16 protein-coding genes are annotated in these 15502 nt (G+C 68.2%); 15 read left to right on the top strand and 1 reads right to left on the bottom strand.

What is annotated here, in order from left to right; translation table 11 throughout:
* Window positions 1–11 precede the first annotated feature (11 nt).
* The 7 genes from VFE83_RS18455 (at window position 12) to VFE83_RS18425 (ending at window position 8040) form a co-directional block, all read left to right on the top strand.
* Window positions 12–1451 (top strand): NAD(P)/FAD-dependent oxidoreductase, encoded by a 1440-nt coding sequence (locus VFE83_RS18455; RefSeq protein WP_324908875.1) that lies wholly within the window; start codon window positions 12–14, stop codon window positions 1449–1451.
* A 20-nt stretch (window positions 1452–1471) separates the two neighbouring features.
* The gene (locus VFE83_RS18450) at window positions 1472–2458 is read left to right on the top strand and encodes a pteridine-dependent deoxygenase (RefSeq protein ID WP_324908902.1); all 987 of its coding nucleotides are present in this window, start codon (window positions 1472–1474) and stop codon (window positions 2456–2458) included.
* A 233-nt stretch (window positions 2459–2691) separates the two neighbouring features.
* A complete protein-coding gene (locus tag VFE83_RS18445) occupies window positions 2692–2940 on the top strand; it encodes a hypothetical protein (RefSeq protein ID WP_324908873.1) in 249 nt (82 codons plus the stop codon).
* A gap of 328 nt (window positions 2941–3268) precedes the next feature.
* A complete protein-coding gene (locus VFE83_RS18440; protein ID WP_324908871.1) occupies window positions 3269–3604 on the top strand; it encodes a post-PEP-CTERM-1 domain-containing protein in 336 nt (111 codons plus the stop codon).
* Window positions 3605–3606: 2 nt separating this feature from the next.
* Window positions 3607–5271, top strand: a complete 1665-nt coding sequence (locus tag VFE83_RS18435) for a PA domain-containing protein (RefSeq protein ID WP_324908869.1) — start codon at window positions 3607–3609, stop codon at window positions 5269–5271.
* A gap of 271 nt (window positions 5272–5542) precedes the next feature.
* Window positions 5543–7000 (top strand): OprO/OprP family phosphate-selective porin, encoded by a 1458-nt coding sequence (locus tag VFE83_RS18430; RefSeq protein ID WP_324908867.1) that lies wholly within the window; start codon window positions 5543–5545, stop codon window positions 6998–7000.
* Window positions 7001–7029: 29 nt separating this feature from the next.
* Entirely contained in the window at window positions 7030–8040 is a 1011-nt protein-coding gene (locus tag VFE83_RS18425) for a sulfate ABC transporter substrate-binding protein (protein WP_324908865.1), read from the top strand.
* Window positions 8041–8241: 201 nt separating this feature from the next.
* Here VFE83_RS18425 and VFE83_RS18420 read toward each other — a convergent pair whose 3' ends face one another.
* Complete coding sequence (locus VFE83_RS18420; RefSeq protein ID WP_324908863.1) at window positions 8242–8373, bottom strand: hypothetical protein; 132 nt, start codon at window positions 8371–8373, stop codon at window positions 8242–8244.
* A 41-nt stretch (window positions 8374–8414) separates the two neighbouring features.
* Here VFE83_RS18420 and cysT point away from each other — a divergent pair, with 41 nt between their 5' ends.
* The 8 genes from cysT (at window position 8415) to VFE83_RS18380 (ending at window position 15384) form a co-directional block, all read left to right on the top strand.
* Window positions 8415–9281 carry a sulfate ABC transporter permease subunit CysT gene (cysT, locus tag VFE83_RS18415; protein WP_324908861.1) on the top strand — a complete coding sequence of 289 codons (867 nt, stop codon included), beginning with the start codon at window positions 8415–8417 and terminating at the stop codon, window positions 9279–9281.
* A gap of 57 nt (window positions 9282–9338) precedes the next feature.
* The gene (gene cysW / locus VFE83_RS18410) at window positions 9339–10187 is read left to right on the top strand and encodes a sulfate ABC transporter permease subunit CysW (protein ID WP_324908859.1); all 849 of its coding nucleotides are present in this window, start codon (window positions 9339–9341) and stop codon (window positions 10185–10187) included.
* 145 nt (window positions 10188–10332) lie between these two features.
* Complete coding sequence (locus tag VFE83_RS18405) at window positions 10333–11379, top strand: sulfate/molybdate ABC transporter ATP-binding protein (RefSeq protein ID WP_324908900.1); 1047 nt, start codon at window positions 10333–10335, stop codon at window positions 11377–11379.
* A gap of 132 nt (window positions 11380–11511) precedes the next feature.
* Window positions 11512–12507 (top strand): porphobilinogen synthase, encoded by a 996-nt coding sequence (hemB, locus tag VFE83_RS18400; protein ID WP_324908857.1) that lies wholly within the window; start codon window positions 11512–11514, stop codon window positions 12505–12507.
* Window positions 12504–12965, top strand: a complete 462-nt coding sequence (locus tag VFE83_RS18395) for a GNAT family N-acetyltransferase (RefSeq protein WP_324908855.1) — start codon at window positions 12504–12506, stop codon at window positions 12963–12965. Before hemB ends, VFE83_RS18395 begins: the two co-directional genes overlap by 4 nt.
* A 49-nt stretch (window positions 12966–13014) precedes the next feature.
* Window positions 13015–13761 (top strand): SDR family oxidoreductase, encoded by a 747-nt coding sequence (locus tag VFE83_RS18390; RefSeq protein WP_324908853.1) that lies wholly within the window; start codon window positions 13015–13017, stop codon window positions 13759–13761.
* Window positions 13762–13954: 193 nt separating this feature from the next.
* The gene (locus VFE83_RS18385; protein ID WP_324908851.1) at window positions 13955–14566 is read left to right on the top strand and encodes a diffusible signal factor-reguated Ax21 faimly protein; all 612 of its coding nucleotides are present in this window, start codon (window positions 13955–13957) and stop codon (window positions 14564–14566) included.
* A gap of 167 nt (window positions 14567–14733) precedes the next feature.
* On the top strand, window positions 14734–15384 hold the full coding sequence (locus VFE83_RS18380; RefSeq protein ID WP_324908849.1) for an outer membrane beta-barrel protein: 651 nt from the start codon (window positions 14734–14736) through the stop codon (window positions 15382–15384).
* The last annotated feature ends 118 nt before the right edge of the window (window positions 15385–15502 follow it).

The raw sequence follows: 15502 nt of genomic DNA, 5'->3' as shown, positions 1-15502 counted from the left end.
TGATGCGCGCCATGACTGAATCCGCGCCTCAGACCGGCCACGGCAGCCCCGCGCCGGCCGCCCACCCGACCCCGCCCGCTCCCGAATCCCACACCCTGCAGGTCGACGTGCTGGTCATCGGCGGCGGTCCGGCCGGCACCACCGCGGCCACCCTGCTGGCCCGCCAGGGCTGGAAGGTGCTGCTGCTGGAGAAGGACGCGCACCCGCGCTTCCACATCGGCGAATCGCTGCTGCCGATGAACCTGCCGATCCTGGAACGCCTGGGCGTGCTGGAGCAGGTGAAGGCCATCGGCACGTTCAAGCCCGGCGCGGAGTTCCCCATCGTCAACGACGACGGCACGCCGGCCGACGTGAACCACTACAACACCTTCCGATTCGAGCGTGCGCTGAACCCGCAGTTCGGCTACGCCTACCAGGTCAAGCGCGAGGAGTACGACCAGCTGCTGTTCCGCCATGCGCAGGCCAACGGCGTGGATGCGCGTGAGCGGCACAAGGTCGAGCGCGTGGAGTTCGGCGCCGATGGCCGTCCTGCACGCGTGCATGCCCGCGACGCGGACGGCGTGGCGTTCACCGCGCAGCCGCGCTACATCGTCGACGCCAGCGGCCGCGACACGTTCTTCGGCAACCAGCTCAAGCTGAAGAAGAAGAACGCGCTGCACCAGTCGGCGGCGATCTTCAGCCACTTCACCGGCGTGGAGCGCCGTGCCGGCGACGACGCGGGCAACATCACCGTGCAGCGCTTCGAGCACGGCTGGATGTGGCTGATCCCGCTGCGCGACGGCGTGATGAGCGTGGGTGCGGTGTGCTTCCCCGAATACCTGAAGACGCGCCGCGGCGACAACGAAGCGTTCCTGATGAAGACGCTGATGTCCGAGCCGCAGGTCGCCGCGCGCATGCAGGGCGCGCAACGCGTGGCGCCGGTGCACGTGACGGGCAACTACTCCTACACCTGCACGCAGATGACCGGGCCGGGCTGGGTGATGGTCGGCGACGCGTACGCGTTCGTCGATCCGGTGTTCTCGTCGGGCGTGTACCTGGGCATGAACAGCGCCGAGCAGGCCGCGCAGGTGGTGGACGGCGCCTTGCGCGATCCCTCGCGCGAAACCGCGCTGCAGCAGCAGATGGTCACGCGCCTGAAGCGCGGCCTGAAGCACTTCCAGTGGTTCATTTACCGCTTCACCACACCGGTGATGCGACACCTGTTCAATCATCCGCGCAACGTGTGGCAGGTGGAGCAGGCTGTGATCTCGATGCTGGCCGGCGATGTGTTCGACAACCAGGCGGTGCTGCGCCGGCTGCGGCTGTTTCGCTTCATCTACACGATGACCGCGCTGAGCATGGCGCCGCAGGCGCTGGCCGGCTGGCTGCGCCGGCGTCGCCAGGTCGCGGTGGACGTCGGCCTGCACGGCAACGCCGACACGCTGCAGCCGGGTCCGGAGACGCCGCGGTGAGTGCAGTGCAGCCCATCGCGATGCCCATCCCGCGCTGGTCGGTGGATTACGTACACGGCACGCCGGCGGCCGCACTGACTGCGCCGGATACGCTGGCGGTGATCGGTTTCGGTGCGGCCGCTCCCGTGAGCGACGATCCGCGTTACCTGCGCGTGGCGCTGGAGCCGCACGGCGACGCGCCGCTGGAAGTGTGGCGCGGCAGCGGCCCCGTGCGCCGCGGCCGTGAAGGCGAGGTCGCCTGGTCTGAAGATGGCGCCCTGATGTTTGGTGCGATCGAACTGGACGAACCGGAAGTGGCGCCTGGTCGCAGCGACATCGAGGCCGCCGCCGACCGTGTGTATCGCCGCCTGCTTTCGTTCGTGCAGGAACGCGGCTACCCGCATCTGCTGCGCGTGTGGAATTATCTGGACGGCATCACGCTGGGTGAAGGCGACGAAGAACGCTATCGCCAGTTCTGCGTGGGCCGCGCGCGCGGGCTGGGCTTCGTCGACACACAGCACCTGCCGGCCGCCACCGCCATCGGCCGCGTCGACGGTGCGCGCCGCCTGCAGGTGTACTGGCTGGCCTCGCGCATGCCGGGCACGCCGCTGGAGAACCCGCGCCAGATCAGCGCGTATCGCTACCCGCGCCAGTACGGGCCGCAGCCGCCGAGTTTCGCGCGCGCGATGCTGCCGCCGGTCGAAGGCGAGATGCCGCTGATGATTTCCGGCACGGCCGCCATCGTCGGCCACGAATCGCAGCACGCGGACTCTGTGGTGACGCAGCTGGACGAGACGCTGGCGAACTTCGACAGCCTGCTTACTGCGGCGCGTGCGCGCTGGCCATCGCTGCCGGCGCAGTTCGGCCCGACCTCGCACCTGAAGGTGTACGTGCGCCACGTGGACGAGATGGATGCCGTTGCGCGCGCGCTCGACGCGCGGCTGGGCCCGGACGTCCCGCGCGTGCTGCTGCACGCGGCCGTATGCCGGCGCGAGCTGCGCGTGGAAATCGACGGCGTGCACGCCTGAGCCGGCGGCCCCCGCGTGACGCGTTGGCTGTTCGCAGCGCGTCTGTCCGCGGCACGGCACCAGCCATCCGCCTGCTCGCGACATCGCGGGCGCCCGGACCGGCTTTCACCGCCCGAAAACCGCGCCCGGCGCACGCCAGGCTGCGTTTCGTCGGGCCGTGCTGTTCCTTTGGCGCCGTGGCCCCTAATCTGAACACGTCCGTCCACCCCGGTCGTCACAAGGAGCCAAACGCCATGGGTCTCATCAGCCTGCTCTGGGGCATCGTCGCCATGATCTGGATGGTGATCGCGCTGATCCCGCTGCTGGGTTGGGGCAACTGGTTGCTGATTCCGTTCGCCGCCGTCGGCGCCATCATCGCGGCCATCGGAATCGCGTTCACCAGTCCGGGCAACCGCGGCCGCGCCAAGACGGGGCTGATCCTCAACGGCATCGTCATCGTGGTCGGCATCGTGCGCCTGGGCATCGGCGGCGGCCTGATCTGACGCCGCGTCGTTGACGCCGCCATCACGCACCGCGCGTGCGTGCATGGCCGCTTTTTCCGTCTGAATACGTGGCGCCGCGCATGCTGCGGTGCGGGCTTGTCGCGCGCGTAGAAGCGGGCGCACACTCGATCCGGGCTGAAGGGGGGAGCCCGCCTTTGCATCCCCACGGTCGATGATTTCGCGATGACGCATCGCGGGGGTGTTCCGTCACCTTCAGATCGGGACTTGACCCATGAAAAGGATTGGATCCGCGCTTTGGTTGTCAGGTTTGGCGCTTGGGCTGTGCTGCACCGCCCATGCCGCCGACGCTCAGTCCGCAACGCATGAAGTGACCTACGCAGGCATCAAGGTTGGCGTCGACGCCGAGACCGGCCGCCTGCGTCCGCTGACCGCCACCGAGAGCCGCGCACTCGACCAGGCGCTCACGCAGGGCCAGCAGCCCAGGATCGCACCGGCGATGGCGAAGACCTTCCAGGCTCCGCGCGATGCGGCGGCCGCTCGCGCGACGGTGCGCAAGAACGCACACGGCGGCGTGTCGGTGAAGGTGCCCGAATCGCAGATGACCTCGGTGGTCGCGCATCGCGATGCATCCGGACAGCTGGTGATCGAACACGACGATGGCGACGCGCACAACGCGCCTGCCCACGGACTGGAGGAGCGCTGATCATGAAGAAGCGACTCCTTGCCTGCGCGCTGGCCCTGTCCGGCGCATTCGCCTTCGCCAACGCCGATGCCGCGCAGCTGGTGCTGCTCAACGGCGATGCCGGCACCGGCCTGGGCCTCGACGATCCCACGCCGGCCACGCCGGTCGGCCTCAACCCCGGCACCACGGTCGGCCAGCAGCGCCAGATCGTGTACCGCTTCGCGATGGACCTGTGGGGCGCGGTGCTCAAGAGCGACGTACCGATCAAGGTCGGCGCGTCGTTCCAGCGGCTCAACTGCACCGCGACCGGTGCGACGCTCGGTTCGGCCGGCGCCAACTGGATCGACCGCGACTTCCCGAACGCGCCGCGTCCGGGCATCTGGTACAGCGCGGCGCTCGCCGATTCGCTGGCCGGCGTCGATTTGGACCCGGTGCCGGACGATCCGGCCGACATCGTGTCGCGCTTCAACGGCGACCTGGGCAAGCCCGACTGCCTGGCCGGCACCACCTGGTACTACGGCCTGGACGGCAAGACGCCCGCCGGCGGCATCAACTTCCTCAACGTGGTGATGCACGAGATCGGGCACGGCCTGGGTTTCCAGGGCTTCCTCGACAAGTCCACCGGCCAGTTCGGCGATTTCGACGGCACCGGTCCGCGCTCGGATGCGTACACGCAGAACGCGTTCGACAACGTGGTCGGCATCGGCTTCAACGATCCGGCCAGCACGCCGGCGCAGCGCGCCGAAGCGATGCGCACGGCCGGACGCCTGGTGTGGTCGGGCACACGCGTGAAGAACGAGGCGGCGCTGGTGCTGGACAACCGCCAGTACTTCACCGTCACCTCGCCGGCGGCCATCGCCGGACGCTATCTGTACGGCACCGCGAGCTTCGGTCCGGTCGCCACCCCGGCCAACTTCACCGGTTCGGTCGTGCTGGGCGTGGATGAGGCCAACCCGGCCGGCCCCACGACCGGCGATGCGTGCACGCCGCTGACCAACGCCGCGGCGGTAGCCGGCAAGATCGTGCTGGTCGATCGCGGCACCTGCGGTTTCACGGTGAAGGCGGCGAACGTGCAGGCCGCGGGCGGCATCGCGATGGTGGTGGCGGACAACGTCGCCGGCTCGCCTCCGCCGGACCTGGGCGGCACCGATCCGAACATCACCATCCCGGCAATCCGCATCACCCTGGCCGACGGCAACACCTTCAAGGCCAACCTGCCGGTGGGCGTGACGTTCGAGGTCGATCCGGTGCTGCTGCAGGGTGCCGACGACACCGGCCGCGTGCGGCTATACGCACCTGCGGTGGTCGCGCCGGGTTCGACGTTCTCGCACTACGACACGGCGCTGTCGCCGAACGCGCTGATGGAGCCGTTCGACACGCCGACCGTGCAGGCGCAGTACAACGTCGACCTGACGCCGGCGCTGTACCGCGACATGGGCTGGAAGGTGAACACCGGCGATGCGCGCATCGGCAAGTGCAACACCACGGTGGACGTGCTGGAGACCGGCGGCTTCATCGTCGGCGCCAACGTGCAGGCCTGGAACAACCTGTGCAAGACCTCGAGCAAGAACCCGGGCAAGTACGTGCAGTGCATGGTGGACCTGCAGCAGCGCCTGCGCAGCGCGAAGCTGATCCATCCGTTGCAGGGCGCGGCGATCCTGCTGTGCACCGCGACGAACCTGAAGTAAGCCGACACGCATCGACGTTGTCCAAGCCGGCGCCGCGAGGCGCCGGCTTTCTTTTTCCTTGACCTACGGCAAGGCATCGACGCATGCCGGCTGGCACGGTCGTTTCCTTCACGCGACGCTTCACGAAATATTTCCACGGCCTCACGGCTCATACCGGTTCGGCATGAGCGCATGACGCACCCGCCTTTCCGTTCCCGGCGACATGGCGGCGACAGTCGCGCCGTGCCGCCGGTCGTCCGGAGGCCGCCCCTCCCCTCCCAGGAATCCACCCATGTCCCAGCTCCGAACGCGAAGGTCGCCCTTGCCCGTCCTTGCCGGAAGCGCGCTGGCGTGTGCCCTGGCCGGACCCGTGCACGCGCAGTCCACACCGCCGACGGTGGAGGAGCTGGCGCGCCGCCTGCAGGCCATCGAGCAGCGCCTGGGCACCGCGCGACCGGGCGACACCTCCACTGCCGATGCCAACGGCCTGGCCGACCTCGACCAGCGCCTGCGCGTGATCGAACGCCGCCTCGAGCTGCAGGAAGAAGAAGCGCAGGTCAGGGCGGCCAGCACGCCGGTGGTCAGCCTCAGCGCCAGCAAGGGCCTGTCGGTGAAGTCGCCGCCGCCGGGCGACGTCGAGGTGAAGTTCCGCGGACTGCTGCAGGCAGACGGCCGCTTCTACATCGACGACGACGCGGTCCCGCAGAACGACACCTTCCTGTGGCGCCGCGCGCAGCTCACGCTGGAAGGCAGCTGGGGCCCGCTGCTCGCGTTCCGCATCACACCGGAACTCGCCGGCGACAGCGTGACGCTGCTGGACGCGTGGGCGGACCTGCGCTTCGACCCGCGCGCCACGCTGCGCATCGGCAAGACCAAGAGCCCGGTTGGTCTGGAACGCCTGCAGAGCAGCGGTTCGCTGGAGATGGTCGAACTCGCGTTTCCCAGCGAACTGGCGCCCGGTCGCGAGATCGGCGTGCAGTTGCAGGGCGAATTCGCGCAGTCGGCGGTCAACTACGTGTTCGGCGTGTACAACGGAACCGCGGACGGCCGCGACGCAGCCACGACCAACCCGGACAACAACTTTGAAATCGGCGCGCGCGTGTTCGTCGAGCCGTGGAAGAACGGCGGCGGCGCACTGTCGGGCCTGGGTTTCGGCATCGCCGGCAGCACCGGCGACAAGGAAGGCACCGGCAACAATTTCCTGCCGCGCTATCGCACGCCGGGGCAGGTGCAGTTCTTCAACTACCGCAGCGCGGTGGCGGCCGATGGCGAGCACACCCGCTGGTCGCCGCAGGCGTACTGGTACCGCAATGCGTTCGGCCTGCTGGGCGAATACATCAGCTCACGCCAGGAAGTGCTGCTTCCCACCACCGGTGCGCGCGAAGCGCTCGACCATCGCGCCTGGCAGCTCACCGCAGGATGGGTCATCACCGGCGAGGACGCGAGCTACCGCGGCGTCGCGCGGCCTAACCATCCTTTTACGGTCGGCAGTGCAGGCTGGGGTGCGTGGGAACTGGTCGCGAGGTACGGCGAGCTCGACATCGACGACGACGCCTTTCCGGTGTTCGCCGACCCCAATGCGGTCGCGCGCAACGCGCAGGCGTGGGGACTGGGCGTGAACTGGTACCTCACCAGCAACTTCAAGCTGGTCGCCAACTACACGCAGACGCAGTTCGATGGCGGCGCGGCCGCCGGCGCCGACCGTGAAGACGAGAAGGCCTTCTTCACCCGCGCGCAGTTCTCCTTCTGATTCTTTCATCCGACTCCCAGGGAAGTGCCATGAACCGACTCTTCCGCAACGCGTTGCTCGCCATGTCGCTGGCGCTGGCCAGCGGTGCCGCATTGGCCAAGGACGTGCAGCTGCTCAATGTGTCCTACGACCCCACGCGTGAGTTCTACGCCGAGGTCAACCAGAAGTTCGCCGCCCAGTGGAAACAGCAGACCGGCGAGACGCTCAACATCCGCGCCTCGCACGGCGGCTCCGGCAAGCAGGCTCGCGCGGTGATCGACGGCCTGGAAGCCGACGTGGTCACGCTGGCGCTGGCTGCGGACATCGATGCGATCGCCACCAACGGCAAGCTGCTTCCCGCCGACTGGCAGAAGCGGCTGCCGCATAACAGCTCGCCGTACACCTCGACCATCGTGTTCCTGGTGCGCAAGGGCAATCCGAAGCAGATCCGCGACTGGGCGGACCTGGTGAAGCCAGGCGTTGGCGTGATCACGCCCAATCCCAAGACGTCGGGCGGCGCGCGCTGGAACTACCTCGCCGCATGGGCCTGGGCTTCGCAGGAATACCGCGATGGCAACAAGGTGGTGGATTACCTGACGCGGCTGTTCAAGAACGTGCCGGTGCTGGATACCGGCGCGCGCGGCGCCACCACCACCTTCGTGGAGCGCGGCATCGGCGACGTGCTGATCGCGTGGGAAAACGAAGCGCTGCTGACGCTGGCCGACGCCGACACGCGCAGCAAGTTCGACATCGTCGTGCCCAGCCTGAGCATCAAGGCCGAGCCGCCGGTGGCGTGGGTGGACAAGAACGTAGACCGCCACGGCACGCGCAAGGCCGCCGAGGCCTACCTGCGCTTCCTCTACACGCCAGAAGGCCAGCGCCTGGCCGCCAGGCACGGCTATCGCCCGGCCGAACCCGACAAGGTGCCGGCCGCGGAACTGTCGCGCTTCCCGCAGGTGAAGCAGGTGACCATCGACAGCGCGTTCGGCGGATGGAAGAAGGCACAGGCGGACCACTTCGCTGACGGCGGCTTCTTCGACCGGATCTATCGGCCGCGGTGATGGAGCGGGAATTGGGAGTCGGGTGTCGGATGTCGGGTGTCGGGTGTCGGGTGTCGGGTGTCGGGTGTCGGGAAGATGTTCGGCGTTCGCTTTTGAGCCGTCATTCCCGCGAAGGCGGGAATCCATCCGTCCGACGTGATCCCGGCCTTCGTCAGCAGTGAGGTTTGCAAGCGTGGATTCCCGCCTTCGCGGGAATGACAGCTAGAGCAAGCGCGAACGCAACAGCAACAACAGCCACAACAACAGCCACAACAACAGCGGCAGCAACAGCCACAACAACAACAACAGCAACAGCAACAGCCACAGCCACAGCAGCCACAGCAACAAGCGCACCAAAGCCCCGCCCACGACCACGCAACGCCGACCCAAAGCGAATGTCCACCCTCACCCTTCCACTCACCGCACGCCGTGGCCGCCGTCCACTTCCCGGCCTGGGGCTCAGCCTGGGCCTGGGCCTCGCCTGGCTGAGCGTCGTGGTGCTGTTGCCGCTCGCCGCGCTGGCGATCCGAGCGGCGGGACTCGGCACGGAAGGCTGGCTGCGTGCGATCCAGGACCCGCGGGTGCAGGCCTCGCTCAAGCTCAGCTTCACCGCATCGCTGGTGGCCGCGCTGATCGCCTCGCTGGCGGGCGCGCTGGTGGCGTGGGTCGTGGTGCGTTACCGCTTCCCCGGGCGGCGCCTGCTGGATGCGCTGGTCGACCTGCCGTTCGCGCTGCCGACCGCCGTGGCCGGCATCGCGTTGACGGCGATCTACTCGTCCAACGGTTGGGTCGGTCAGTGGACCGAGCCGCTCGGCTTGAAGATCGCCTACACGCCCATCGGCATCACCATCGCGCTGATCTTCATCGGCCTGCCGTTCGCCGTGCGCACTGTGCAGCCGGTGCTGGAGGCACTGGGACGCGAGCAGGAGGAAGCCGCGGCGTCGCTTGGCGCGTCGCGGATCACCACGCTGCGCCGCGTGGTCCTGCCGGAACTCCTGCCCGCGCTGCTCACGGGTTTCTCGCTGGCGTTCGCGCGTGCGCTGGGCGAGTACGGTTCGGTGATCTTCATCGCCGGCAACCTGCCCTACAAAACCGAGATCGCACCGCTGTTGATCACCATCCGGCTGGAGGAATACGACTACGCCGGTGCCATCGCGATCGCCGCGCTCCTGCTGGCGGCCTCATTCGTCTGCCTGCTGGCGATCAACGCCATTCCCTCGCTGTTCGCGCATGAGCGCAGGAGTGCGAAGCGTGATGCGTGATCGACTGACGATACGTCCACTTGCAGACATGCGTCTGCAGTGCCGCTGGAGCAGACCATGAGCGCCCGCGACGACCTGCAGGAACCCGCATGGCTGCGATGGCTGCTGATCGGCGCGGCGGTGCTGGTGATGGCCGCGCTGGTATTGCTGCCGCTGCTGATGGTGCTGGGCGCCGCGTTCGGCAAGGGCTTTGGCGTGTGGCTGGATTCGCTGCGCCAGCCCGACGCCGTCGCCGCGCTCAAGCTCACGCTGTTCACCGTCGCGATCGTGGTGCCGGTCAACGCGGTGTTCGGCATGTTCACCGCGTGGGCGGTGACGCGCTTCGAGTTCCGCGGCAAGCACCTGCTGCTGTCGCTGATCGACCTGCCGTTCGCCGTGTCGCCGGTCGTCGCCGGCCTGTGCCTGGTGCTGCTGTTCGGTTCCAGCGGCTGGTTCGCCGCGCTGCTGCAGCACTACGACATCAAGATCCTGTTCGCGCGTCCCGGCATCGTGCTGGCGACGCTGTTCATCACCTTCCCGTTCGTGGTGCGCGAGCTGATCCCGCTGATGCAGCAGCAGGGTGCGGACGAGGAACTCGCCGCGCGCTCGCTGGGCGCGGGCGCCTGGACCATGTTCCGCCGCGTGACGCTGCCCAACATCAAGTGGGGCCTGCTGTACGGCGTGCTGCTGTGCTCGGCGCGCGCGATGGGCGAATTCGGCGCGGTGTCGGTGGTGTCGGGCCATATCCGCGGGCTGACCAACACGCTGCCGCTTCACATCGAGATCCTCTACAACGAGTTCGACAGCACCGGCGCGTTCGCCGCGGCCTCGCTGCTGAGCGGCCTGGCCATCATCACCCTGATCCTGAAATTCTGGCTGGAGGCACGCCATGGCGACGCCCTTGCGAAATCCCACCGTCGACATTGACCCCTCCACCACGATCGGCTCTCCCGGCACCGGCTGGCGTTCCGGCCGCAGCGACGCCGTGAGGGCGGCGCAGTCGACCGCGTCCACCGGGTCTGTCACCCTCGCCGGACACGCCGCGTCCGCGCGGCCGAACACCCGGAGTGGCATGGACCTGCACCTGCGCCAGCTCAGCAAGCGGTACTCCGGCGTCGCCGCGCTCGACGGCGTGGACCTGGACGTCGAAGCTGGCGAGCTGGTCGCGCTGCTCGGCCCATCGGGATCGGGCAAGACCACGCTGCTGCGCGTGATCGCGGGCCTGTTGCATCCCGACGCGGGACAGGTGCTGTTCGGCAGGGACGACGCGACGCGACTGAGCCTGCGCGAACGCAACGTCGGTTTCGTATTCCAGCATTACGCGCTGTTCAAGCACATGACGGTGGCCGAGAACATCGCCTTCGGCCTGCGCAGCCGTCCACGCAACCGGCGGCCGGACAAGGCGACCATCGCCCGGCGCGTCGACGAGCTGCTGGGCCTGATCCAGCTGCCGGACTTCGGCAGGCGGTATCCGGAACAGCTGTCCGGCGGGCAGAAGCAGCGCGTCGCGCTGGCGCGGGCGCTGGCCATCGATCCGACCGTGCTGCTGCTGGACGAACCGTTCGGCGCGCTCGACGCGAAGGTGCGCGTGGAACTGCGCCGCTGGCTGCGGCAGCTGCACGAGCGCACCGGCCAGACGACGCTGTTCGTCACCCACGACCAGGAAGAAGCGCTGGAACTGGCCGATCGCATCGTCGTGCTACGCGAGGGCCGCATCGAGCAGGTCGGCACGCCGGACCAGATCTACAGCGAGCCCGCGTCCGCGTACGTGTTCGACTTCATCGGCCGTGCCAACGTACTGGGCGGCCATGTGGACCAGGGGCGGTTCCGCATTGCCGGCCACGGCTTGGCATTGCCCACCGACGGCGTGCCGGACGGCCCCGCACGGCTGTACGCGCGCCCCCACGATCTGGCCCCCTGCGAGGCCGACGAATGCGTCAGCGCGCAGGTGGTCGCGGCGCACCGCCTGGCCGACCGCATCACCCTGGAACTGGCCGTGCAGGGGCAGTCACGCCCGCTCGAACTCGACTTCGTCGCGTCTCCGGGCGTCACCACGCCGGAGCCCGGCAGCGTGCTGGGCCTGAAGCCGCTGCGCTATCGCGTGTACGCCGCCCCGTGACGCCTTGCAGGAGCCAGCTTGCTGGCGACCGGCTTTCCATGGTGCTTGGTCGCCAGCAAGCTGGCTCCTACAACGGGGACGCGGCAGATCTGGTGCGGGTCGCGCCCGACCTGCGGCGTACAATGTCGCGCCATGAGCAGCTACCCCCACGCACGTCCGCGGCGGATGCGCCGCGATGAGTTCTCGCGCCGGCTGATGCGCGAGTCGGTCCTCACCACCAACGACCTCATCTACCCGGTCTTCGTGCACGAACGCGACGGCCGTGAAGCGGTCGCGTCGATGCCGGGCGTGGAGCGCCTGTCGATCGACGAACTGCTGCGCGTGGCCGAAACCTGCGTCGAACTGCGCGTGCCGGCGATCACCCTGTTCGGCGTGCCCGACGTCGCCGGCAAGACCGCCGACGGCGGGATCGCCTGGCGCGAGGACGGCATCGTGCAGCGCGCGGTGCGTGCGCTGAAGCAACGCTTCCCGGAGCTGGGCGTCATCACCGACGTCGCGCTCGATCCGTACACCACGCACGGCCAGGATGGGCTGATCGACGACACCGGCTACATCCTCAACGACCAGACGGTCGAAGCGCTGGTGAAGCAGGCGGTCTCGCACGCCCAGGCCGGCGCCGACGTGGTCGCGCCCAGCGACATGATGGACGGTCGCATCCACGCGATCCGTGTCGCGCTGGAAGACGCCGGACTGGTCAACACGCGCATCCTGGCCTACAGCGCCAAGTACGCCAGCGCCTACTACGGCCCGTTCCGCAGCGCGGTCGGCTCGGCCGCGGCGCTGGGCAAGGGCAACAAGTACACCTACCAGATGGACCCGGCCAATTCCGACGAAGCGCTGCACGAAGTCGCGCTGGACCTGGAGGAAGGCGCCGACATGGTGATGGTGAAGCCGGGCATGCCGTACCTGGACATCGTGCGCCGCGTGAAGGACGAGTTCCGCGTGCCGACCTACGTGTACCAGGTGAGCGGCGAGTACGCGATGCTGAAGGCCGCCGCGCAGAACGGCTGGCTGGACGAGCGCATGACCGCGATGGAAGCGCTGCTGGCGTTCAAGCGCGCGGGCGCCGACGGCGTGCTGACCTACTACGCGCTGGACGCGGCGCGCTGGCTGCGCGAGGGCGCGTGAGCGTGACCGGCGCAGCGAAGACGTCCTCGGCCACGCTGCGCCGCGCACGCGCGGACGACGCGGCGGAGCTCGCGCGCCTGTCCGGACAACTCGGCTATCCGCAGGACGCGACGGTGTTCGCGTCGCGGTTGCGTCGCCTGCTGGTGTCGGCCGACCACCCGGTGATCGTCGCCACCGACGACGACCGCTCGCTGCTGGGCTTCATCGCGCTCGAGAACCGGCTGATGCTGGAGCTGGGCGAGCGTGTGGAGATCGTCGGTCTGGTCGTCGATGAAGGCGCGCGTCGTCGCGGTATCGGCCAGGCGCTGGTCCACGCGGCCGAGGACTGGGCGCGCGAGATCGGCGTGGCCGAAGTGATGGTGCGTTCGAACATCGCACGCGCGCAGTCGCATCCGTTCTACGAAGACGCGGGCTTCACCCGCACCAAGACCCAGCACGTCTACCGCAAGCGGCTGTAGCGCACATCGGCGCTAGCGGCCGGTTTCCAGAACGCAATTGGCGGGCACCATGGACAGGATCGTGATCATCACCGGCGGTGGCCGCGGCATCGGTGCGGCGACCGCGCGACTGGCCGCGAAGGCAGAGTATCGCGTGTGCATCGCATACCGTGAGCGACGCGATTCGGCGGACGAGGTCGTCGCGCAGATCGAACGCGATGGCGGCGAAGCCATCGCCGTGCAGGCGGACGTCGGCCGCGAGGCGGACGTGCTGCGACTGTTCGACGAGGTGGATCGCCGTTTCGGCGAGCTCACCGCGCTCGTCAACAACGCCGGCATCCTGGAACGGCAGATGCGCGTGGACGCGATGGATGCCGAACGGCTGGCGCGCGTGTTCAACGCCAACGTAGTCGGCAGCTTCCTGTGCGCACGCGAAGCCGTGCGACGCATGTCCACGCGCTACGGCGGCCACGGCGGTGCCATCGTCAACGTCTCGTCGGTCGCCTCGCGGCTCGGCTCGCCGAACGAGTACGTCGACTACGCCGCCTCCAAGGCCGCCGTCGATACGTTCACGCTGGGTCTGGCCAGGGAAGTCGCCAGCGAAGGCATCCGCGTCAACGCCGTGCGCCCCGGCTCCATCCACACCGAGATCCACGCCAGCGGCGGGGAACCCGATCGCGTCGAGCGCGTCAAGGCCCGCATCCCGATGCAGCGCGGCGGCGAAGCGGACGAGATCGCCCGCGCGATCGTATGGCTGCTGTCGGACGAAGCGTCCTACATGACCGGCAGCCTGGTCGACGTGTCGGGCGGGTTGTGAGTTGCAGCTCGGCAAGGCCGGCGGCAACCGTCTGGGCTGCTCCGGACCCACGATCGACACGGAAGTTCCTGCACGCCTCAGTTCAGTATTCAGGTTAAATTTCGGTTAGCTCCGGATACTGCACGCCACCGGAGCCGACCACGCTTCCCCCGAGCCGGCCCGGATCCAGAATCAATAACGAGGCTGAGACCTTATGAAGCGTTCCCTGCTTGCCCTGACCCTTCTTGCCGCCGCTCCGTTCGCCGCTTCGGCCGCCGACGGCGTGTCCTACAACTACGTCGAAGCCGGCTATGCCGCCGACAGCGTCAGCGACGGCCCCGACGCCGACGGCTGGGCGATCAACGGTTCGGCCGCCATCGCGCCGAACTTCCACATCTTCGGCGGCTACATCGGCCAGGAAACTGACGACTTCGACATCCTGCCGGGCGCACGCATCAACGGCATCGACGTCGACCGCTGGAACGTCGGTATCGGCTACAACCACGAGATCAACCCGCAGGTCGACCTGCTGACCCGCGTGGCCTACCAGAAGGCCGAGACCGACGGCATCAACTTCGGTGGCGATCACTACGCCGGCAGCGACGCCGACGGCTGGAGCGTCGAGGCCGGCGTGCGTGCCGCGCTGACTCCGAACTTCGAAGGCTACGCGCTGGCCGGCTACGAGGACTACGAGCGCATCGATGGCGAGTTCTACGGCCGCCTCGGCGCCCAGGTGAAGTTCAACCAGACCTGGGGCATCAACGGCGAAGTGAAGTTCGTCGACGGCTACACCTCGTACTTCATCGGTCCGCGCATCAGCTTCTAAGCGACCGCGCCTTACCGCGACAGAGTTCTCTCTCCCCCATGTCGCGACTGGAAGCCCGGCCCTTGGCCGGGCTTCTCTTTTTCGTTGTGATGGGCGGCACATTCGGCTAATGTGCGCGCGCCGCCGCAAGGGCGGCAGGACCACCACCACAAGGATCAGGGGATTTCATGAAGAAGCGTTTCATTCTGGCTGCCATGCTGGCGGCCGCGCCGTTTGCTGCCTTCGCCGAGGACAACGGTTTCAGCTACACCTACGTCGAGGGCGGCTACACGCAGGCCCGCGTCGACAACGACGACGAACTGCTCGGCGACTTCGACGCCAAGGGCGCCTATCTGCGCGGCTCGTTCGCGGTCAACCCGTCGTTCTATTTCTTCGGCGGCTTCAGCCGTGCGAAGGACGACGACTCGGTGACCTTCGACCTCGGCGATGAGCAGATCCGTGTCGACGTCGAGGACGAACTGACGCTGGCCGAGGGTGGCGTGGGTTACCACATGGCCATGGGCGAGCGCGTCGACTTCCTCGCCGAGCTGTCGTACCTGCGGCTCGAGGAAGAGGTCAAGGTGAGCGCCGAGGGCGAATCCGAGAAGGAATCGTTCGACAACAACGCCGGCCGCATCGCCGTCGGCCTGCGCGGCGGCTCCGAGCGCATGGAAGGCTGGGTCAAGGCCGGCTATATCGACGGCAGCGATTTCAGCGGCGAGTTTGTCGGCACGCTCGGCGGTCAGTACAAGTTCAACCAGACCTGGGGCCTGGTCGGCGAGGTCGAAGTGTTCAATGAGCTGACCCGCTTCAACGCCGGCGTGCGCGCGAGCTTCTGAGCCGCCTGTTCGCTGCGAAAGAGCCCGGCTCCGGCCGGGCTTTTTCGTTTTCCGCGATCCGATCGCAGTTCCGGTACGCTGCGGCGGACAGCCGCGCACGCAGCCGTTAACGTCCGCG

Source organism: Lysobacter sp. (assembly GCF_035655815.1).
Lineage (GTDB): Bacteria > Pseudomonadota > Gammaproteobacteria > Xanthomonadales > Xanthomonadaceae > Lysobacter_J.
Note: the sequence above shows the minus strand (reverse complement) of the source record. Positions and strands in the feature narration are given on the sequence as shown.